General features: G+C 66.8%; 23 protein-coding genes. 12 read left to right on the top strand and 11 right to left on the bottom strand.

The window, feature by feature from the left end; all coding sequences use genetic code 11:
• Nucleotides 1–16: 16 nt before the first annotated feature.
• The 6 genes from AC13GA_RS03600 (at nucleotide 17) to AC13GA_RS03575 (ending at nucleotide 5,189) form a co-directional block, all read left to right on the top strand.
• A complete protein-coding gene (locus AC13GA_RS03600) occupies nucleotides 17–409 on the top strand; it encodes a PTS sugar transporter subunit IIA (RefSeq protein WP_012510282.1) in 393 nt (130 codons plus the stop codon).
• Nucleotides 402–671: an HPr family phosphocarrier protein gene (locus AC13GA_RS03595; RefSeq protein ID WP_046983647.1), complete on the top strand. Its 270-nt coding sequence runs from the start codon at nucleotides 402–404 to the stop codon at nucleotides 669–671. The genes AC13GA_RS03600 and AC13GA_RS03595 overlap by 8 nt, the downstream gene beginning before the upstream one ends.
• Nucleotides 672–673: 2 nt before the next feature.
• Nucleotides 674–2,443 carry a phosphoenolpyruvate--protein phosphotransferase gene (gene ptsP, locus AC13GA_RS03590; protein ID WP_046983646.1) on the top strand — a complete coding sequence of 590 codons (1,770 nt, stop codon included), beginning with the start codon at nucleotides 674–676 and terminating at the stop codon, nucleotides 2,441–2,443.
• A gap of 188 nt (nucleotides 2,444–2,631) precedes the next feature.
• On the top strand, nucleotides 2,632–3,993 hold the full coding sequence (gene mgtE / locus AC13GA_RS03585) for a magnesium transporter (protein WP_004147235.1): 1,362 nt from the start codon (nucleotides 2,632–2,634) through the stop codon (nucleotides 3,991–3,993).
• 61 nt (nucleotides 3,994–4,054) lie between these two features.
• Nucleotides 4,055–4,321, top strand: coding sequence for a hypothetical protein (locus AC13GA_RS03580; protein ID WP_046983644.1), 267 nt, complete (start codon nucleotides 4,055–4,057; stop codon nucleotides 4,319–4,321).
• A gap of 70 nt (nucleotides 4,322–4,391) precedes the next feature.
• The gene (locus AC13GA_RS03575) at nucleotides 4,392–5,189 is read left to right on the top strand and encodes a carboxylesterase family protein (RefSeq protein WP_482997535.1); all 798 of its coding nucleotides are present in this window, start codon (nucleotides 4,392–4,394) and stop codon (nucleotides 5,187–5,189) included.
• Between the two features lie 102 nt (nucleotides 5,190–5,291).
• Here AC13GA_RS03575 and AC13GA_RS03570 read toward each other — a convergent pair whose 3' ends face one another.
• The 4 genes from AC13GA_RS03570 to AC13GA_RS03555 form a co-directional block, all read right to left on the bottom strand.
• Nucleotides 5,292–5,783, bottom strand: a complete 492-nt coding sequence (locus AC13GA_RS03570) for an REP-associated tyrosine transposase (RefSeq protein WP_046983648.1) — start codon at nucleotides 5,781–5,783, stop codon at nucleotides 5,292–5,294.
• A 138-nt stretch (nucleotides 5,784–5,921) separates the two neighbouring features.
• Nucleotides 5,922–6,872: an aspartate carbamoyltransferase catalytic subunit gene (locus AC13GA_RS03565; RefSeq protein ID WP_478474866.1), complete on the bottom strand. Its 951-nt coding sequence runs from the start codon at nucleotides 6,870–6,872 to the stop codon at nucleotides 5,922–5,924.
• A gap of 15 nt (nucleotides 6,873–6,887) precedes the next feature.
• Nucleotides 6,888–7,382, bottom strand: coding sequence for a Holliday junction resolvase RuvX (ruvX, locus tag AC13GA_RS03560; protein WP_482997534.1), 495 nt, complete (start codon nucleotides 7,380–7,382; stop codon nucleotides 6,888–6,890).
• Nucleotides 7,375–7,941: a YqgE/AlgH family protein gene (locus AC13GA_RS03555; protein WP_046983640.1), complete on the bottom strand. Its 567-nt coding sequence runs from the start codon at nucleotides 7,939–7,941 to the stop codon at nucleotides 7,375–7,377. The genes ruvX and AC13GA_RS03555 overlap by 8 nt, the downstream gene beginning before the upstream one ends.
• A 91-nt stretch (nucleotides 7,942–8,032) precedes the next feature.
• On the opposite strand from AC13GA_RS03555, the gene AC13GA_RS03550 reads away from it, so the two are divergent.
• Nucleotides 8,033–9,820: a DUF4153 domain-containing protein gene (locus AC13GA_RS03550; protein WP_482997533.1), complete on the top strand. Its 1,788-nt coding sequence runs from the start codon at nucleotides 8,033–8,035 to the stop codon at nucleotides 9,818–9,820.
• Nucleotides 9,817–10,359 (top strand): DNA-3-methyladenine glycosylase I, encoded by a 543-nt coding sequence (locus tag AC13GA_RS03545; protein WP_482997532.1) that lies wholly within the window; start codon nucleotides 9,817–9,819, stop codon nucleotides 10,357–10,359. The genes AC13GA_RS03550 and AC13GA_RS03545 overlap by 4 nt, the downstream gene beginning before the upstream one ends.
• Before the next feature lie 73 nt (nucleotides 10,360–10,432).
• Here the strand turns inward: AC13GA_RS03545 and AC13GA_RS03540 are convergent, their stop codons facing one another.
• From AC13GA_RS03540 to AC13GA_RS03530, 3 genes are all read right to left on the bottom strand, one after another.
• Nucleotides 10,433–11,140, bottom strand: a complete 708-nt coding sequence (locus AC13GA_RS03540; protein ID WP_012510275.1) for a YitT family protein — start codon at nucleotides 11,138–11,140, stop codon at nucleotides 10,433–10,435.
• A 93-nt stretch (nucleotides 11,141–11,233) separates the two neighbouring features.
• Complete coding sequence (locus tag AC13GA_RS03535) at nucleotides 11,234–11,683, bottom strand: GNAT family N-acetyltransferase (protein ID WP_253078944.1); 450 nt, start codon at nucleotides 11,681–11,683, stop codon at nucleotides 11,234–11,236.
• Between the two features lie 96 nt (nucleotides 11,684–11,779).
• Nucleotides 11,780–11,989 carry a DUF4287 domain-containing protein gene (locus AC13GA_RS03530; protein WP_088481050.1) on the bottom strand — a complete coding sequence of 70 codons (210 nt, stop codon included), beginning with the start codon at nucleotides 11,987–11,989 and terminating at the stop codon, nucleotides 11,780–11,782.
• A gap of 93 nt (nucleotides 11,990–12,082) precedes the next feature.
• Here AC13GA_RS03530 and AC13GA_RS03525 point away from each other — a divergent pair, with 93 nt between their 5' ends.
• Nucleotides 12,083–12,982 carry a LysR family transcriptional regulator gene (locus tag AC13GA_RS03525; RefSeq protein ID WP_136638893.1) on the top strand — a complete coding sequence of 300 codons (900 nt, stop codon included), beginning with the start codon at nucleotides 12,083–12,085 and terminating at the stop codon, nucleotides 12,980–12,982.
• A gap of 71 nt (nucleotides 12,983–13,053) precedes the next feature.
• Here the strand turns inward: AC13GA_RS03525 and AC13GA_RS03520 are convergent, their stop codons facing one another.
• The 3 genes from AC13GA_RS03520 to AC13GA_RS03510 form a co-directional block, all read right to left on the bottom strand.
• A complete protein-coding gene (locus tag AC13GA_RS03520) occupies nucleotides 13,054–14,037 on the bottom strand; it encodes an aldo/keto reductase (protein WP_295382325.1) in 984 nt (327 codons plus the stop codon).
• Between the two features lie 152 nt (nucleotides 14,038–14,189).
• On the bottom strand, nucleotides 14,190–15,332 hold the full coding sequence (locus tag AC13GA_RS03515) for a PilT/PilU family type 4a pilus ATPase (RefSeq protein ID WP_005408369.1): 1,143 nt from the start codon (nucleotides 15,330–15,332) through the stop codon (nucleotides 14,190–14,192).
• Between the two features lie 84 nt (nucleotides 15,333–15,416).
• Nucleotides 15,417–16,454 (bottom strand): type IV pilus twitching motility protein PilT, encoded by a 1,038-nt coding sequence (locus AC13GA_RS03510; protein ID WP_004147099.1) that lies wholly within the window; start codon nucleotides 16,452–16,454, stop codon nucleotides 15,417–15,419.
• An 87-nt stretch (nucleotides 16,455–16,541) separates the two neighbouring features.
• Between AC13GA_RS03510 and AC13GA_RS03505 the strand changes: the two genes are divergently transcribed.
• On the top strand, nucleotides 16,542–17,219 hold the full coding sequence (locus AC13GA_RS03505) for a YggS family pyridoxal phosphate-dependent enzyme (protein WP_482997531.1): 678 nt from the start codon (nucleotides 16,542–16,544) through the stop codon (nucleotides 17,217–17,219).
• Nucleotides 17,220–17,237: 18 nt separating this feature from the next.
• Nucleotides 17,238–18,059 (top strand): pyrroline-5-carboxylate reductase, encoded by an 822-nt coding sequence (proC, locus tag AC13GA_RS03500; RefSeq protein ID WP_482997530.1) that lies wholly within the window; start codon nucleotides 17,238–17,240, stop codon nucleotides 18,057–18,059.
• A 46-nt stretch (nucleotides 18,060–18,105) separates the two neighbouring features.
• Here the strand turns inward: proC and AC13GA_RS03495 are convergent, their stop codons facing one another.
• Entirely contained in the window at nucleotides 18,106–18,981 is an 876-nt protein-coding gene (locus AC13GA_RS03495) for a LysR family transcriptional regulator (RefSeq protein ID WP_482997529.1), read from the bottom strand.
• A 99-nt stretch (nucleotides 18,982–19,080) separates the two neighbouring features.
• On the opposite strand from AC13GA_RS03495, the gene AC13GA_RS03490 reads away from it, so the two are divergent.
• On the top strand, nucleotides 19,081–19,683 hold the full coding sequence (locus AC13GA_RS03490) for a short chain dehydrogenase (protein WP_482997528.1): 603 nt from the start codon (nucleotides 19,081–19,083) through the stop codon (nucleotides 19,681–19,683).
• Nucleotides 19,684–19,686 lie beyond the last annotated feature (3 nt).

The following is a 19,686-nucleotide window of genomic DNA, read 5'->3' as shown; positions in this document are numbered from 1 at the left end:
CTGTTAACGTGCAGTAATGACCTGTGGCATTCTCCTCGTAACACATCCCGGGGTCGGGACCGCCCTGCTTGACGTGGCGACCCGGCTCCTGCGGCAGTTGCCGCTGAAAACAGAAGCTTTCGAAGTACCGTTCGACGCAGACCTGGACGCCCTGCTTCCGCTCGCCTCGGCCGCCCTGCGGCGGGTCGATGGGGGAAATGGCGTGCTGATCCTGACCGACCTGTACGGTGCCAGCCCCGCCAACCTTGCCGGGCAGCTGGCCCGGCTGGGGACCCCGGTTCGCCGGGTGTCGGCGCTGAGCCTGCCGATGTTGCTGCGGGTGATGAATTATCCGGAACAGGGACTGGATCAACTGCCCGCCACAGCCGCGGCGGGTACCCGTAATGGAGCGATAGTCGACGATGCTTGAACGAGAACTCACCGTCAGCAACCGCCTGGGCCTGCATGCCCGGGCCACCGCCAAGCTGGTGCAGACCCTGGCGCCGTTCCGCTGCAACGTGACCATGGCCGCCAAGGGCCGTGAGATCAACGCCAAGAGCATCATGGGCGTGATGCTGCTGGCCGCCGGCCAGGGCACCCCAGTCACCGTGCGGATCAACGGCGAGGACGAAGCCGCCGCGATGGAGGCGGTGGTAGGCCTGTTCGAGCGCCGCTTCGACGAGGACAACTGAGCGTGCCACGCGCACGCGCCGGTCAGGTCAGTTCCGGCCAACGGCCGGTACAGCTGCTGGCCGGCCATGGTGCGGCCCGTGGCACCGCGATGGGCCGCGCCCGGGTGCGCCTGCCGCATGCACTGGAGGTTGCCGAGCAACGGGTCGCCGTCCACCAGGTCGAGGCCGAACTGGCCCGCCTGCACCGTGCCGTGGATGCCGCACGCACGGAAATGCACGAGCTGCGACAGCGCCTGCAGGGTGCACTGAACCAGGAAGTGGGTGAGTTCCTCGACCTGCATGCACTGCTGCTGGACGACCCCGAGCTGCTGTTCGGGCTGGACGAGCTGATCCGCAGCGGCCCCTACAGCGCCGGCTATGCGCTGCGCCTGCAGCGTGACCGCCTGGCCAAGGTCTTCGATGGCATGGACGATGCCTATCTGAAGAGCCGCATGGACGACCTCGACCATGTGATTGGCCGCATCCACGCCTTCCTGCAGCCCGAGCGGCCGCCAGCGATGAAAGGCCTGGCCGGTGAAATCCTGGTCTGCGACAACATCGCGCCCTCCGAGCTTGCCCAGTTGCAGGCGCAGGGCGTGGTCGGCATCGTCACCGCCGCCGGCAGCGCGCTGTCGCACAGTGCGATCCTGGCGCGCAGCCTGCACCTGCCCTTGATCGTCAACGTGCCGCAGCTGCTCAGCCGCATCGCCGATGGCGACGTGCTGATCATCGACGGCGCCGACGGCAGCATCACCGCCAACCCGCAGGCCGACAACCTGCGCGATTACCGTGCACGGCTGAAAGAGCACGCACGCGAGCAGCGCGAACTTGGCCGCCTGCGCAGCAAGCCCAGCCGCACCCGCGACCAGGTCGACATTGCTCTGCTGGCAAATGCCGAATCGCTGGAGGACGTGACCCAGGCGCATGCGCTGGGCGCACACGGGCTGGGCCTGTACCGCACCGAATTCCTGTTCCTGCAGCGCAACGAGCTGCCGGACGAAGAAGAACAGTTCCAGACCTACCGTGATGCCGCACTGGGCATGAGCGGGCGACCGGTGACCATCCGCACCCTCGACCTCGGTGCGGACAAGGCCGATCGCACCGGCCTGACCCTGAGCAACGAGGAAAACCCGGCACTGGGCCTGCGCGGCGTGCGCCTGTCGTTGGCGCGGCCGAAGGTGGCCGATACCCAGCTGCGCGCGATCCTGCGCGCCTCGGCCTACGGCAAGCTGCGCGTGCTGGTGCCGATGGTCAGTACCCGCGAGGAACTGCTGGCGGTGCGCCGGCGCATGCTCAAGCTGACCGAACAGCTGCGCGGCGAAGGCCACATGGTGTCCGACCATGTGCCGTTGGGGGCAATGATCGAGGTACCGGCCGCTGCGCTGGCGCTGGAGAGCTTCATCGATCTGGTCGACTTCCTGTCGATCGGCACCAACGACCTGGTGCAGTACCTGCTGGCGGCCGATCGCAACAACGAAGCGTTGGGCGAACTGTACTCGCCGCTGCATCCGGCGGTGCTGCGGCTGCTGCAGATGGTGATCGAGACCGGCGTGCGCCATCGCATCCCGGTGGCGGTGTGTGGCGAGATCGCCGGCGATGCACGGATGACCCCACTGCTGCTGGCGCTGGGCCTGACCGAATTCAGCCTGCACCCCGGCACCCTGCTGGAAGTACGCCGCGCGATCCGCGACGCCGACCTGGGCGCACTGCGCGCACGAGCTCCCAAGCTGCTTGCCGCCCGCGACCGCCGTGCCATCGAGCGCTGGCTGGCGCTGGTGGCGGATACGGCCTGACACCACCCGCTCGCCGGGCATGCACGCCTGGGCGTCAGATCCCATTTCCGCGGGAAAAGGGATCTGACCCCGTCTCGTCGCCGCCGGGGTATCCGGTGAAACATCCCCTTGCGATAATGACGCGCTGAACACCCCTGTTGCCGCATCCTTGCCGGGATCGCGGCTATTCTTATCCCGCGGGAGCTGCGATGGCTGAGGCTGTACGCCACGACAAGACTGCGCGCCAGTTGCGGATGCTGTCCGATGCACTGGACAGCGGCCGACTGGGCCCGGTGCGCCGCCTGGTCAATACCCTGGCGCCGGCCGAGATCGGCAACCTGCTCGAATCGCTGCCGCCCGGCAAACGCGAGATCGTCTGGGGCCTGGTCGATCCGGAAGATGACGGCGAGGTGCTGGTCCACGTCGGCGACGACGTGCGCGAAAGCCTGCTCGCCGACATGGACCCGGACGAGATCATCGCCGCGGTCGAAGACCTGGACATCGACGATCTGGCCGACCTGGTCGAGGATCTGCCGGACACGGTCATCGACGAAGTCCTCAAGTCGATGGACCGCGAGAACCGCGAGCGCCTGGAGCAGGTGCTGTCCTACCCCGAGGACAGCGCCGGCCGCCTGATGAACCCGGACGTGGTGACCGTGCGCGCCGACGTCAACGTCGACGTGGTGCTGCGCTACCTGCGCCTGCGCGGCGAACTGCCCGACCACACCGATCACCTGTTCGTGGTCAGCCGTCGCCACCAGTACCTGGGCCGGGTTTCACTGGCCTCGCTGGTGACCCATGAGGACACCACGCCGATCAACCGCCTGATCGACGATGAGCAACCGGCGATCGATGTCGGCGAGAGCGACCAGGAAGTGGCGCGGCAGTTCTCCGACCATGACTGGATCTCGGCGCCGGTGGTGGATGACAACAACATCCTGATCGGCCGCATCACCATCGATGACGTGGTCGACATCATCCGTGGCCAGGCCGAGCACCAGGCGCTGGGCGCCGCCGGCCTGGACGAGGACGAGGATCTGTTCAGCCCGGTCTGGCGCGCGATGCGCCGACGCCTGATGTGGCTGTCGGTGAACCTGTGCACCGCCTTCCTCGCCTCCAGCGTGGTCGGCCATTTCGAAGGCACCATCGACAAGCTGGTGGCGCTGGCGGTACTGATGCCGATCGTTGCCGGCCTCGGCGGCAACGCCGGCACCCAGGTACTGGCGCTGATGGTGCGTGGCCTGGCGTTGGGCCAGGTCGGCAGTTCCAACGCACGCACGCTGTTGTGGAAGGAAGTACGGGTGGCCCTGCTCAACGGCGTGGTGCTCGGCTCGCTACTAGGCCTGATCGTACTCGCCTGGTTCCATTCGCCTGGCCTGTCGGCGGTGATCGCCATCGCGCTGACCTGCAACCTGCTGTTCGCCGCGTTGGCCGGCGTGCTGGTGCCACTGACGCTGAAACGCTTCGGCTTCGACCCGGCGCTGGCCAGCGGCATCTTCCTGACCGCCGTGACCGACTCGATGGGCTTCTTCACCTTCCTCGGCCTGGCCACCCTGGTGCTGCTGCACTGACCGTATCAAGGGTCGGATCCCCGCCGCGCGGGGCGCTGACCCGATCCCCACTGGAACACCCATGGCAACGACGATCGAAAATTACTTCCAGCCCGGCTGGCGTGACCAGCAGTACACCTGCACGGCCTGCGAATGGAAGGGCAGCTCGCGCGCCATGGTGATGGAGTTGGACGAAGACGCCACCGAGTACGACTGCCCGGTCTGCGAGAACCCGCTGCTGGTGGTGCTGCATCCGGACATGGCGCAGGTGCAGGCAGCCGCCGCCGAGGGCAATACCGAAGCACAGGAGCAGCTGGACATCATCGCCAGCTTCCCGCGCCCGGAGTGACGCAGCGCACGATGCCAGGCTGATCGCGGCGGACTACGATGCAGTCGATCCTGCCGCTACGGGAAAGCCCATGGTCCGTTCGCTGTCGCGCTGGCTGCCACTGCTGGCCATTCTGACGATGACCGCTTGCACATCGCTTCCAGACAGCGCGCGCGGGCGCTTCGAAGCCCGCGCGGTGAAGGTGGATGGCGAGACCGCCTACTACCAGGTGTTCATTCCGGCCGGCGTGCAGGCCGCCCCTCCCACCAACCTTCCGGTCATCCTGTTCCTGCACGGCTCCGGCGAACGCGGCAGCGATGGTGTCAAACAGACCTACTCGGGACTGGGCCCCTATCTGCGCGAGCACCCCGACTTCCCTGCGCTGGTGGTGTTCCCGCAGGTGCCAGGACACGAGGAATGGAGCAGCCACAACAACCGTGTCGCGCTGGCGGCACTCGATGCAGCGATCGCCGAATTCGGCGCCGACCCGGCACGGCAATACCTGACCGGCATGTCGATGGGCGGCTACGGCAGCTGGAACATCGCCCTGGACGACCCACGCCGTTTTGCTGCGATCGTGCCGGTGTGCGGCGCCGTGCTGGCACCGCGCGCGAAGCGGCCGACCCTGTTCGTCGAGCAGGTCGCGCAGGAAACCGATCCGTATGCCGTGATCGCGCAGCGCTTGCAGCACACGCCGATCTGGATCTTCCACGGCGCGCTGGACGACGTGGTGCCACCGGACGACGACCGCAGGCTGCACGTCGCATTCCAAAGCGCCAACGCACGCGATGTGCGCTACACCGAATACCCGGAAGGCAACCACAACGCCTGGGACGTCACGTATGCGGATCCCTCGATGTGGGCATGGTTGTTCGCGCAGAAGCGCTGAACCCCAACTCGTGGTAGCTGCCAACCTTGGTTGGAGCCTGGTTTTGGTAGGCACCCACTAAGGTTGGAACCTGCTTTCGGTGGGTGCCAACCTTGGTTGGCACTATCTGTCCGCCCCCATAAACTCCGCCTTGGCACAGGAACCTTCGAGTTCCCACTCACACCACGCATGCGGGTACTCGCCAAGCTGCGTTGCCAGCCCCGCCCTGATCGGATTCGCCATCAAATACATTGCATGCCGGAACAGCGATTCATCAGAGCGGATCGCGTGATCGTGATAGCAGGACTGCCAGAAGCGCCCCACCCTGCCCAGTACCCTGTTTGCGTGCACGGCCGTACGCGACTTGAAGCGCCTCATGACAACGTCGAGCGATGCCGCGCGCAGCTGCATCAACCAGTGGACGTGATCCGGCATGACAACGTAGGCGATCGAATGGGTCAGACCTTCCAGATCCAGACGCTGGAACTCCTGCATGGCGGTAACCGCAACGGCGTCATTGGCGAACAGAGCCGCCCGGCCATCCACGTTCGTGGTGAGGATGTAGCTCTGGCCGATACGGGAATGACGGCCTAGCAGGAGGCGGGTGCTGTTCATGCAGAAGAGCATGGGCGGGCGCATGTTCCTTGAACATCGGGAAATCACCTTCGCCCGGGTAGGCCAATGCCAACCAAGGTTGGCACCCGAACCGGGCGGTGAGTGTGTCAACCAAGGTTGACACCTACCAGAGCGGGGTCAGCCCAGCAGGGTTTCCAGCACCGCCATGCGCACGGCGACGCCGTTGGCGACCTGGCGCAGCACCCACGACTGCGGGCCGTCGGCCACCTCGTCGGTGACTTCCACGCCGCGGTTGATCGGGCCCGGGTGCAGCACCGCTGCGTCCTTACCGGCGCGGGCCAGGCGTTCGTTGGTCAGGCCGTACTGCGCGTGGTATTGCTCCAGCGACGGCACCAAGCCTTCTTCCATGCGCTCGCGCTGCAGGCGCAGCATCATCAGCGCGTCGACGCCTTCCAGCATCGCGTCGAAATCATCACCGACCACGCAGCCCTTCAGGGTCTCGTCATCCGGCAGCAGCGACTGCGGGCCGCACACGCGGATCTCGCCCACGCCCAGCGTACGCAGCGCATGCAGGTCGGTGCGGGCCACGCGCGAATGCTTCACGTCGCCGACGATCACCACCTTCATCTTCGAGAAATCCGGGCCCTTGGCCTGGCGCAGGGTCAGCATGTCGAGCAGGCCCTGGGTCGGGTGCGCGCTGCGCCCGTCACCGGCGTTGATCAGTGCAGTGCCCTCGCCCGCCGCTTCGGCCAGTGCGGCCACGGCGCCGTCATCCGGGTGGCGCACCACGAAGCCGCGCACGCCCATCGCTTCCAGGTTGCGCAGCGTGTCGCAGGCGGTTTCGCCCTTGCGCGTGGACGAGGTCGAGGCATCGAAGTTGAGCACATCGGCGCCCAGTCGCTGCGCCGCCAGCTGGAACGAGCTGCGGGTGCGCGTGGACGGTTCGAAGAACAGCGTGCACACCGCTGAGCCGGCCAGCACCTGGCGCTTGTTGCCGACGCGGCCGACTGCGGCATCGCGGATCTGCCCTGCGCGGTCAAGCAGCTGCAGCAGGGTCTCGCGCGGCAGGCCCTCCAGGGTCAACAGGTGGCGCAGGCGTCCGGAGGCATCGATTTGCTGGGCGGTCATGGCGGTGTCGGGCAGTCAGGGAATGGGGGTGGCGTCGTCGGGGGACGACAGCCAGCGGTCGATGATCACCGCCGCGGCCACCGCATCGAGGGCGGCCGCATCACGGCGGCGCTTGCGCCCTTCGGCGCGCTCGACAGCGAAGCGGCGTGCGGCCTCGACCGAGCTGGAACGCTCGTCGATCATCACCACCGGCAGCTTGAAACGTTCCCGCAGCTGGCGGGCGAAGCCCTGCGCGCGCTTGCGGTTGGGCTGGTCCTGGCCATCCAGCGTGAGCGGATCGCCCACCACCAGGCCATTGGGCTTCCATTCCTTGATCAGGCGTTCGATCGCGGTCCAGTCCGGGCCGTTGCCGTGCACATCGACCACGGCCACCGCGCGCGCATGCGCAGCGAAGGCACTGCCGATGGCTACGCCGATACGCCGCGAGCCGACATCGAAACCCAGAACGGTGCCGTCACGGCGGATGGCCGGAGCAGGAGAAACCGGTGCGGGCGCCGCCGGCTCAGACATGGCCGCTGTAGTCGGTCAGGCGGAACAGGTCCACGCCGATGCGCGAGGCCGCGCCCTGCCAGCGCTGCTCCAGCGGCAGCTGGAACACCAGCTCGGCGTCGGCCGGTACGGTCAGCCAGCTGTTCTCGGACAGTTCGCTTTCCAGCTGCCCTGCGCCCCAACCGGCACAGCCGAGGGTGACCACAGCATTGGCCGGGCCTTCGCCACGTGCCATCGCTTCGAGGATGTCGCGCGAGGTGGTCAGGTACAGGCCTTCACCCACGATCAGGCTGGAATCCCATGCCCGCGCATCGTCATGGATGACGAAGCCACGTTCGGGATGCACCGGGCCGCCGTTAAGCACCATGCGCGCCTGCAGGTCGCCATCAACGGTGGTGATGTCCATCTGTGCCAGCACTTCGCCCAGCGTGTACTCGGAAGGCTGGTTGACCAGCACGCCCATCGCACCGTTCTCGTCGTGCTGGCATATCAGCGCGACGCTGCGGGCGAAGGTCGCGTCGAGCAGCGACGGCAGCGCGACGAGCAGGTGATCGGCAAGGGAAGTCGGCGTAACAGGCATGCCCCCATTCTACCTGCTGGGGGCGGGATGGTCGCGCGATGGACGCGTGCGGCGATCGGCTAGGATGGTGCTTTGCCATGGAAGGTCGTCGATGCAATCTTCATCGCCCCTGACCCTGCCGGCACGCAGCGCCATCGTTCTGATCGCGCTGCTGCAGGGCCTGATGCTGTATGCCGCGCAGGAGCTGTCCGATGCGTGGCCGTTCCGCGATATCGGCTGGCGCTACTGCTGGTACGCCTGGGTGCTGGCCATTCCCAGCGCGGTGGCGCTGAGCCTGGTCGAGCTGGGCCAGCGCCGCCTGTGGCTGCAGGCCGCGCTCGGCTCGGCGGTGGTGCTGGCGCTGGCCGCCTGGATCGGCTGGAACCTCAACGGAGAGACCGCACTGGACTCGGGCGCGCTGCAGATCCCGCTGACCCTGGGCATGGCCGTGGCGGTGTTCGTGGCCCTGCCCTGGTGGCAGTTCCAGCTGCAGCACGGGCATTGGCGCGCCAGCTATCCGGAGCTGTTCGAGCGTGCCTGGCAGAACGGCCTGACCCTGGCCCTGGCGGCGCTGTTCACCGGGCTGACCTGGCTGCTGCTGTGGTTGTGGGCGGCGCTGTTCCAGCTGCTGGAGGTGACGTTCTTCCGCGACCTGTTCCGGCAGGACGCGTTCATTGCGCTGGCCACCGGCAGCCTGGCCGGGTTTGGCGTGCTGATCGGGCGCACCCAGCACCGCGCGATCCAGATCACCCGCCAGGTGCTGTTCGCGATCTGCCGCGGGCTGCTGCCGCTGCTGTCGTTCATCGCGGTGCTGTTCGTGCTGAGCCTGCCGCTCACCGGGCTCGAGCCGCTGTGGAAGACCCGCTCGGCCGCCAGCCTGCTGCTGGTGCTGTCGCTGTTGCTGGTGACGTTCACCAATGCGGTCTACCAGCAGGGGGAAGACAGCGCCCCCTACCCCCTGCTGCTGCGACGCCTTGTTGAAGCCAGCCTGCTGGCGCTGCCGGTCTACGCGGCGCTGGCACTGTACGCGCTGGGCCTGCGCGTGGTGCAGTACGGCTGGACCGTGGACCGGTTCTGGGCAGTACTCGTCGCGTTGGCCGTGGCCGGTTATGCCGTGGGCTACGCGCTGGCGGTGCTGCGCCGGCAGGGGCGCTGGTTGCAGATGTTGGAGCCGGTCAACCGCTGGATGTGCTGGGCGGTGCTGGCACTGGCATTGCTGGGCAACTCGCCGCTGCTGGATCCGGTGCGGCTGACCCTGTCCAGCCAGCTGGCGCGCCTGCGTGCGGACCCGCCGGCGATCACCAGCAGCGACGTCAACGTGCTGCGCTTCGACCTCGGCCGCCGCGGCGTGCAGGCGCTGCGCGGACTGCAGGACGATCCGGCGATCCGCGCCGATGCCAACGCGCCGCAGGTGATCGCCGATGCGCTGGCACGCACCTCACGCTGGGACAGCGGCACCCGCCTGGACAAGGGCCCGCAGGATGTCGCCGCCCTGCAGCGCGCGCTGAAGCTGGCCAAGGGATCCACCTCGCCGCCCGCCGACTGGTGGCAGGCGCTGGCCACGCGCGCGATCAACGGCGAATCCTGTGCCGAGAGCGAGCGTGACTGCCTGATCGTGCATCGCGACCTGGATGGCGACGGCAGCACCGAGGTGCTGCTGTGCGAGCTGTACACCCACCGTGGGCCGGACTGCGTGCTGTACGCACGTGGCAGGGATGCCCAGTGGCACCGGGCCGGTTCGCTGTTCGGCACCGTCAGCGGCCAAGCCGAGGCGATCAACCAGGCCCTGCGTGATGGCGAACTCTCGCTCGAAGCGCCACGCTGGCCGATGCTGTCCATCGGTGGACGCCCTGCGCTGGCCATCGATCCCGAACCCGAATCCAACGAGTCTTCTCCATGAGCGGCTACTGCCTCATCGCCCCGGGCCATCCGGTGCACGACTACTACCACGCCAACGAGTACGGCTTCCCGCAGCGCGACGAGCGCGAGCTGTTCGAGCGGCTGGTGCTGGAAATCAACCAGGCCGGGCTGAGCTGGGAAACGATCCTGAAGAAGCGCGAGGGCTTCCGCTCGGCCTATGACGGCTTCGATGTGGATCGGGTTGCAGCCTACGCCGAGCAGGACATCGAACGGCTGCTGTCGGACGTGGGCATCATCCGCAACCGGCTGAAGGTGCTGGCGGCGATCCACAACGCGCAGGTGATCCAGCAGCTGCGGGCCAGCCACGGCAGCTTCGCGGGCTGGCTGGACGCGCACCATCCGCGCAGCAAGGCGGACTGGGTGAAGCTGTTCAAGAAGACGTTCCGCTTCACCGGCGGTGATATCACCGGCGAGTTCCTGATGAGCCTGGGCTACCTGCCCGGTGCGCACGCCGAGGACTGCCCGGTGCACGCGCGGCTGCTGAAGCTGTCGCCGCCGTGGTTGCAGGCCTCCCGGTAGTGCCGGCCGCTGGCCGGCAGCCTCGGAATGCTGCAGGTGTTGCCGGCCAGCGGCCGGCACTACCGTCGAATCGTCACACGCCCATGTAACGGCCCGGGCGGTGGTTGAACATCAGCACCAGGCTGAGCACCACCGCGCCGATGGCCGAGTACAACACCTTCGACGGAGACAGCACGAAGAACGCAGCCACCATCAAGCAGGCGTCGTAGGACATCTGCACCTTGCCGGCGCTCCAGCCACGGGTGCGCTGCAGGTACACGGCAAGAATGCCGATGCCGCCGAGGCTGGCGCGATGGCGGATGAAGAACAGGATGCCCAGGCCGGACAACGCACCACCGACGATCGCCGAATACAGCGGGTTGATGTGCGAGAAATCGATCCAGCGCGGCAGCAGGTCGGTCAGCACGCCACAGGCGGTGACCGCGGCGAAGGTCTTCAGGGTGAATTCCCAGCCCATGCGCCGCAGCGCCACCCAGTAGAACGGCAGGTTGACCAGCACGAACACCAGGCCGAAGTTCCAGCCCATCGAGTAGTGCAGCAGGAAGGCCATGCCGGCCATGCCGCCGATCATCAGCCCACCCTTGGCGAAGATGGCCAGGCCCAGCGAGGCCACCATCGTGGCCAGCACCATGCCCTGCACGTCCTCGGCAATCGAGTGGCGCAGCGCTTTTTCGTCGGCGGTGGTGCCGGCGCTGTCGGGCGGTGGGGTCAGCGGACCAGCGGTGACCAGGTGGCCGTCAGCGTCGTCGCACGGCGCGGAGCCATGGGCGGGAAGGGACATACGGGTGGGGGAACAGCAGGTGGGGAGCGATATTAGACACGATCTGCATGACAGTTGCAGATGAAATCGTTCAGCTGCGCTCGCCCATTCAGGTTATTTCGGAGGCGTCACCGGCAGCACGGCCAGCATGTCCTCGCCATCATCGTCCATGCCGGTCTCTACGAAACCGAAGCTGCCATAGAAAGCTCCCGCCACCGGATTGTGCGGGTTGTAGCAGATCTCGATCTCGACCAGGCCGGGCGTATCCCGGATCTGCTCCAGCGCCAGTTCCAGCGCGCGGCGCCCGATGCCACGCCCCTGCCAGCGCTGATCGACCATGAAGCGCCATATCGAGATGCGCTGCGGCGTCTCCGGCACCCACATGAAAAATCCGACCAGCTCGCCGTCGGCCTGGATGGCACGGGTCTGGTAGCCAGGATGGAACGCGGCCTGCACCAGCGACCAGGTGTTGCCGGCGACGAAATCCTGCTGCGCCTCACTGACGTCGAGATCGCACACGGCTTCGTAGTTGTCGACGGTGATCGCGTCCAGCGTGACCTGCATATGGGCGTCCTGCCTCGGGATGAACGCCCAGTCTGCCTGACTCTGGATGCCGTGTGGCCTGACCCCACACGACCGTTCAGCGCAGCGTTGCCTGCCTCATCCCTTCCCGGCCAGATGGTGCGCCACCAGCGCGTTGGCATGGCCATGGCCCAGCCCATGCTCGCTTTTCAGGAAACTGACCAGCTCCATGTGTTTCAGGCCAGGCTGCTTCGCCAGCAGCCCGAACCAGTGCGCCACCGGCTGCCCGTAGGTCTTCTCGATGGAGGGAAAGTACGAGGCCGGGCCCTTGGGCTTTTCAGTGCTCATGCGGAAGCTCCTTGCGATGGATGTACCGGTACGACGAACCGGGGAGCCGGAAATCGACAGATCCGTTCAATCCGGGAGCCGTATCATCCCGTCATGCCCCGTGAAAACCTCAATGACCTGCAGGCCTTCGTCCACGTCGCCCGCGAGGGCAGCTTCACCAGGGCCGCCGCCCAGCTGGGCGTTTCACAGTCCGCACTCAGCCATGCCATGCGCGGCCTGGAAGAGCGACTCGGCGTGCGCCTGCTGACCCGTACCACCCGCAGCGTGTCCACCACCGAGGCTGGAGCCCGCCTGCTCGAGACCCTCGCTCCGCGCCTGGCCGAGATCGAGGACGAACTGGCCGCGTTGGCCGAGTACCGCGACCGACCAGCCGGCACCATCCGCATCAATGCCACCGGCCATGCCGCCGAGTACATCGCCTGGCCGCGGCTGGCGCCATTGCTGCAGCAGTATCCGGACCTGAAGGTGGAACTGGCTGCCGACTACGGGTTGGCCGACATCGTCGCCGAGCGCTACGACATCGGCATCCGCCTCGGCGAACGGCTGGCGCGCGACATGGTCGCCGTGCCGGTCAGCCCGCCGCTGCGCATGCGCGTGGTTGGTGCGCCCAGCTACTTCCGCCAGCACGTGGTGCCGCGGCATCCGCACGACCTGGCCGAGCACAACTGCGTGACCCTGCGCCTGCCCACGCATGGCGGGCTTATGCCGTGGGATTTCGGCCAGGACGGCAACGAACTGAGCGTGCGCGTGAGCGGACAGTGGATCTTCAACAGCATGGGCATGACCCGTGCTGCCGCATTGGCCGGCAGCGGCCTGGCCTGGCTGCCGGAAGACCAGGTGCAGCCGATGCTGGACGATGGCCGCCTGCAGTCGGTGCTGGACGACTGGTGCCCGCACTTCGATGGCTATTACGCGTACTACCCGTCGCGCCGCCATGTCACCGTGGCGATGCGGACGGTGCTTGACGCACTGCGTGGGCCGATGGCTGGATGAGCTGAGGAGTGCGGACCAACGGCCCGCACCCACTTCCGTCCGCACCCACCAGAGGCAAGATGGCCCGGCGGTCAGCCCTTGGCCTGCGCGGCGCGCTGCGCGTTGTAGCGCTCGCCGACGATGGAGATTTCCTCCAACGTCTGCGCGATGCGCTGCAGCTCTTCCGGTGCCAGCTGCAGGTCGGCCGCACCCAGGTTCTCTTCCAGGCGATGGATCTTGGTGGTGCCCGGAATCGGCACGATCCACGGCGCCTGCGCCAGCAGCCAGGCCAGCGCCACCTGCGCCGGACTCGCGCCACGTGCTGCAGCAATCGTACTGATACGGTCGACCAGCGCCTGGTTGGCACGACGCGCCTCCACTTCGAAACGCGGCACGGTGTTGCGGAAGTCGTTGGCGTCGAAGGTCGTATCGGCGTTGATCGCGCCGGTCAGGAAGCCACGCCCCAGCGGGCTGAACGGCACGAAGCCGATGCCCAGTTCCTGCAGCGTCGGCAGCAGCTCGCGCTCCGGCTCACGCCACCACAGCGAGTACTCGCTCTGCACGGCGGCGACCGGCTGCACCGCATGCGCACGGCGCACTGTGGCGGCACTGGCCTCGGACAGGCCGAAGTGGCCGACCTTGCCTTCGGCGATCAGGTCGCGCACGGTGCCAGCGACATCTTCGATCGGCACGTTGGGATCGACGCGGTGCTGGTAGAACAGGTCGATATGGTCGGTGCGCAGGCGCTTGAGGCTGGCTTCGGCCACCGCACGGATGTTCTCGGGACGGCTGTCCAGCCCGGTATCGACGCGCGCATCCTTGAAGCCGAACTTGGTGGCGATCACCAGCCTGTCGCGGTATGGCGCCAGCGCCTCGCCGAGCAGATCTTCGTTGGTGTAGGGGCCGTACACTTCGGCGGTGTCGAAGAAGGTCACGCCGCGCTCGACGGCGGCGTGCAGCAGAGCGATGCCCTGGCTGCGCTCCACCGGTTGGCCGTAGCCATGGCTCAGGCCCATGCAGCCCAGGCCGAGGGCGGAAACCTTCAGGCCACTGCGGCCGAGTTCACGTGTCTGCATCGTCGTGCTCCAGAGGGGGAGCGCTGACGATACGCCTGCAGCAGGTGAGGATTGAACCGACTGGATGGCAGTCGGTCATGACTGGAATTCATCAATACGCGGGGCCGCTCGCTCGTAGAGTCGAGCTTGCTCGACTCTACAAAACACGCAGATCACCGGATCTCGGAAATCTCCACGCCATCCAGGCCCTGCGACAGGGTGCGGGCATCGCCGCCCTGACTGAGCTTGATGCGCAGGCGCACTTCGTTCTGCGAATCGGCGTAGCGCAGCGCGTCCTCGTAGCTGATCTCGCCAGCCTGGTAAAGCTCGAACAGGCTCTGGTCGAAGGTCTTCATGCCCAGCTGGACCGAATCCTTCATCACTTCCTTCAGCTTGTGGATCTCGCCGTCGCGGATGTAGTCCTGCACCAGCGGCGTGCCCAGCAGGATCTCCATCGCCACCTTGCGCGAACGGCCATCGGGCGACGGCACCAGCTGCTGCGCAACCACACCCTTGAGGTTCAACGACAGGTCCATCAGCAACTGGTTGCGACGGTCTTCCGGGAAGAAGTTGACGATGCGGTCCATCGCCTGGTTGGCGTTGTTGGCATGCAGGGTGCACAGCACCAGGTGGCCGGTTTCCGCGAACGCGATGGCGTGGTCCATGCCCTCGCGGGTACGCACCTCGCCGATCATGATCACGTCCGGCGCCTGGCGCAGGGTGTTCTTCAGCGCTGCTTCCCAGCTGTCGGTATCGATGCCGACCTCGCGCTGGGTGATGATGCAGCCCTCGTGCTTGTGCACGAACTCGATCGGATCTTCGATGGTGATGATGTGGCCGGTCGAGTTCTGGTTGCGGTAGCCGATCATCGCCGCCAGCGAGGTCGATTTACCGGTACCGGTGGCGCCGACGAACAGGATGATGCCGCGCTTGGTCATCGCCAGCGTCTTGATGATCGGCGGCAGGCTCAGTTCTTCCACCGTCGGAATGCGCGTCTCGATACGACGCAGCACCATGCCCACCTGGTTGCGCTGGTAGAAGCAGCTGACACGGAAGCGGCCGACACCGGACAGGCCGATGGCGAAGTTGCACTCGTGGGTCTTCTCGAATTCCTCGCGCTGCGCCGGGGTCATCACGTTCAGCACCAGATCGCGGCTCTGCTGCGGGGTCAGTGGTGTCTGCGTGATCGGCGAGATCTTGCCGTTGACCTTCATCGCCGGCGGCATGCCTGCGGTGATGAACAGGTCCGAGGCGCGCTGGTGCGCCATCAGCTTGAGGAACGATGTGAAATCGATGGTGGTGGCAGTGGTGTTCACGAAAGGCTCCAGGAATCGGTCGGTGGAGGGAACATCGCGGGGACAGCCGCGCCTTGCTGCGCGCTGCCCCGCCATTGCCTCGCCTTACTCGAACAGACGCTTGTCCTTGGCGTACTCGCGGGCCTGGTTGCGGGTGATCAGGCTGCGCTTGACCAGGTCCTGCAGGTGCTGGTCCAGGGTCATCATGCCGTACTGCTGGCCGGTCTGGATGGCCGAATACATCTGCGCCACCTTGTCCTCGCGGATCAGGTTGCGGATGGCCGGGGTGCCGACCATGATTTCCCACGCAGCGGTACGACCGCCGCCGACCTTCTTCAGCAGCGCCTGCGAGATCACTGCACGCAGCGATTCGGACAGCATCGAACGCACCATCGGCTTTTCGCCGGCCGGGAACACGTCAATGATGCGGTCGATGGTCTTGGCGGCCGAACTGGTGTGCAGGGTGCCGAACACCAGGTGGCCGGTTTCCGCCGCGGTCAGCGCCAGACGGATGGTTTCCAGGTCACGAAGTTCGCCGACCAGGATGATGTCCGGATCCTCACGCAGTGCCGAGCGCAGCGCTTCGTTGAAGCCATGCGTGTCGCGGTGCACTTCGCGCTGGTTGATCAGGCACTTCTGCGAGGTGTGCACGAATTCGATCGGATCCTCGACGGTGAGGATGTGGCCGTATTCGTTCTTGTTGATGTAGTCGATCATCGCCGCCAGCGTGGTCGACTTGCCCGAACCGGTCGGGCCAGTGACCAGGATCAGGCCCTGCGGCTGCTGGATCACTTCGCGGAACAGCGGCGGGCAGGCCAGGTCCTCGAGGGTCAGCACCTCGGACGGAATGGTACGGAACACCGCACCGGCGCCGCGGTTCTGGTTGAACGCGTTGACACGGAAGCGCGCCAGGGACGGGATCTCGAAGGAGAAGTCCACTTCGAGGAATTCCTCGTAATCGCGGCGCTGCTTGTCGGACATGATGTCGTACACCAGCGCGTGGACCTGCTTGTGGTCCAGGGCTGGGATATTGATCCGGCGAACGTCGCCGTCCACGCGGATCATCGGCGGCAGGCCTGCAGACAGATGCAGGTCGGACGCTTTGTTCTTTACGGAAAACGCCAACAGCTCGGCGATATCCATGAGCGGCTACTCCCCAATAACGGCTTCGACTGGAAGGATCTTTCCCCGGGCGGCAGTATAGCCTCCTGATTCAACGGAACGCGTTACGTGGCCACTCCCCTGCCCCAGATCCTGAGCAACCTGCATGCCGCCGCCGAGGCCGCTGGCAGGCCCGACCCACGCCTGCTGGCGGTGTCCAAGACCCAGCCGGCCGAGGCCGTGGCCGCGCTGGCCGCACAGGGCCAGCACGCCTTCGGCGAGAACTACGTGCAGGAAGCACTGGCCAAGATGCAGGTGCTGCAGCACCTGGAACTGGAATGGCACCTGATCGGCCACCTGCAGTCGAACAAGGCCGAGGCCGTGGCCAGCCACTTCGACTGGGTACAGAGCGTGGACCGGCCCAAGCTGGTGACCGCACTGGCACGCCATCGCCCGGCCGCGCGCGGCCCGCTGAACGTGCTGGTCCAGGTCAACATCGACGATGAGTCCAGCAAACACGGCTGTGCGCCGGAGGCGGTGGACGCATTGGCCACTGCGATCGCCGCCGAACCCCAGCTGCGCCTGCGTGGCCTGATGGCGATTCCCGCGCCGTGGGCCGAGGCCGAGCGCCGCCGGGATGCATTCGTGCGCATGCGCACACTTTTCCAGTCGCTGGCTGCCCAGCACGCGCATGTCGACACGCTGTCGATGGGCATGAGCAGCGACTACGCCGAGGCCATCGCCGAGGGCGCCACCCTGGTGCGCATCGGCACCGCTCTGTTCGGCGCGCGCCCGCGCCCGGCCTGATATTCCAAGGAGACTTCCATGGCAGTTGATTCCATCACCTTCATCGGCGGCGGCAACATGGCCCGCAGCCTGATCGCCGGCCTGATCCGCCAGGGCGTACCCGCCGCGCACATCCACGTGGCCGAACCGGTGGCCGCATTGCGCGAGTCACTGGCCACCGATTTCGGCGTGCAGGTGCACGACAACGCCGCAGATGCTGCCACACAGGGCAATACCTGGCTGCTGGCGGTGAAGCCGCAGGTACTGCGCGATGTGTGCCAGTCGCTGCAGGCGCTGGCGCAGGCGAACCGGCCGCTGGTGGTGTCCATTGCCGCCGGCATCACCAGCGCCCAGCTGGAACGCTGGCTGGGCGGCAACCTGCCGGTGGTGCGCGCGATGCCAAACACCCCGGCCCTGCTCGGCGCCGGTGTGACCGGGCTGTACGCCACGCCATCAGTGGATGCGCAGCAGCACGCGCGCGCCGAACAGGTACTGTCCAGTGCCGGGCGCACGGTGTGGATCGATAGTGAGGCGCTGATGGATTCGGTGACTGCTGTATCCGGCAGCGGGCCGGCCTATGTGTTCCTGCTGGCCGAAGCGATGGAAGCAGCGGGTATCGCCCAGGGCCTGCCTGCAGAAGCAGCGCGCACGCTGGTGGTGCAGACACTGCTGGGTGCTTCGCGCATGCTCGATGAAGCCGGCGAAAGTCCGGCCGAACTGCGCCGCCGAGTGACCTCGCCGAACGGCACCACCCAGGCGGCGATCCAGAGCTTCCAGGCCGGTGGTTTCGAGGCGCTGGTGGACACGGCGCTGCGCGCCGCGCAGGTGCGTGGGCAGGAGCTGTCTGCGGCGAATGATTGATCCAGGTCGGTGCCGACCAACGGTCGGCAACCACCCACGCTTGTGATCAGTCCGCCAATGTGGCCATGACGAAATCGACGAAGCATTGCAGGCGCGGACGCGGCCGTCGATCCGGCAGGTAGATCAGGTGCATCGGCCGCGGTTCCGGCAGGTAGTCGCGCAGCAGGGGCTTCAACCGCCCTGCCGCAATCTCGCCGGCCAGCAGTGCGGTCGGTTGCAGCACCAGCCCTGCGCCGGCCACGGCGGCCTCACGCAGTGCAACACCATCATTGCAGGTCAGCCGCGCCTCCCAATCCACCTGTTCACCGTTGGCCAGCTGCCAACCATGGCCGCCGCGCCAGGCCAGGTGGCTCAGGCAGTCATGCCCGGCCAGATCCCCAGGGGTGCGCGGCGTGCCACGCCGCCGCAGGTAGGACGGTGCCGCGCACAGGCTCATCGCGTACGGCGGCAACGGCCGCGCCACCACTTCCTGTGACGGCAGCGGCCCAACGCGGATTGCCACGTCGAAGCCGTCCTCGATCAGGTCCACGCGGCGGTTGCTCAGGTCCAGCTCGATGTTCAACTGCGGCTGCGCGCGCAGCAGGCCGGCAAGCTGCGGCGCCAGCACGCAGCTGCCCCAGGTAGTCGGCGCGCTGACCCGCAGCAGGCCACGTGGCTGCACCTGCAGGCCGGCGACATCGGCCTCGGCCTGCTGCACCTGCTCCAGCACCTGCCGGCACCCGGCCAGGTAGGCGCTGCCGGCTTCGGTCAGGCGCTGGCGGCGGGTGTTCCGTTGCAGCAGCGCGGCCCCCAGGTGCGCCTCCAGCTGCTGGATGTACTTGCCCACCATCACCGCCGAAACCTGCAGCTGATTGGCGGCGCCAGTGAAGCTGCCGCGCTCGGCCACCGCGACGAAGGCCTGCATGCAGCGAAGCGTATCCATTGCTAACCCATAGTTAGGAATCTGCGAAGCATACGCCTCTTACCGAACCCAGATGTGAGGGCGCAGACTGCGCTCATCCCCCTCTCGCAAGGAACCGCCATGAAGATTCTCCTTGTGGGTGCCAGCGGCACCCTCGGCCAGGCAGTCGCGCGCCAGCTTGGCCAGCAGCACCAGATCCTGACCGCCGGCCGCAACAGCGGCGAACTGCGCGTCGACCTGACCGACGACGCCAGCGTCGCCGAACTGTTCGCGCGCACCGGCCCGGTCGATGCGGTGATCTCCACCGCCGGCAAGCTGCACTTCGGCCCGCTGCAGGAAATGACGCCCGAGCAGTTCAACATCGGCCTGCAGGACAAACTGCTGGGCCAGGTGCGGCTGGCACTGACCGCGCAGCACCATCTCAGCGCCGGGGGCTCGATCACCCTGACCAGCGGCATCGTCAGCGCACAGCCGATCAGAGATGGCGCCAACGCCACCTCGGTGAATGCCGCGCTGGAAGGCTTCGTGCGTGCCGCTGCGCTGGAACTGCTGCCGCGCGGCCTGCGCATCAACGTGGTCAGCCCGAACCTGCTGATCGAATCGATGGCCGCCTACGGGCCCTACTTCCCCGGCTTTGAAGCGGTGAGCGCACAGCGCGCGGCACTGGCCTTCCAGCGCGCGGTGGAAGGCATCCAGAGCGGCGAGACGATCACGGTCTGGTGATCC

Source organism: Stenotrophomonas sp. 22DLJC03 (assembly GCF_056861405.1).
The sequence above is the reverse complement of the archived record's forward strand: the minus strand, read 5'-3'. Positions and strand labels throughout refer to the sequence as shown.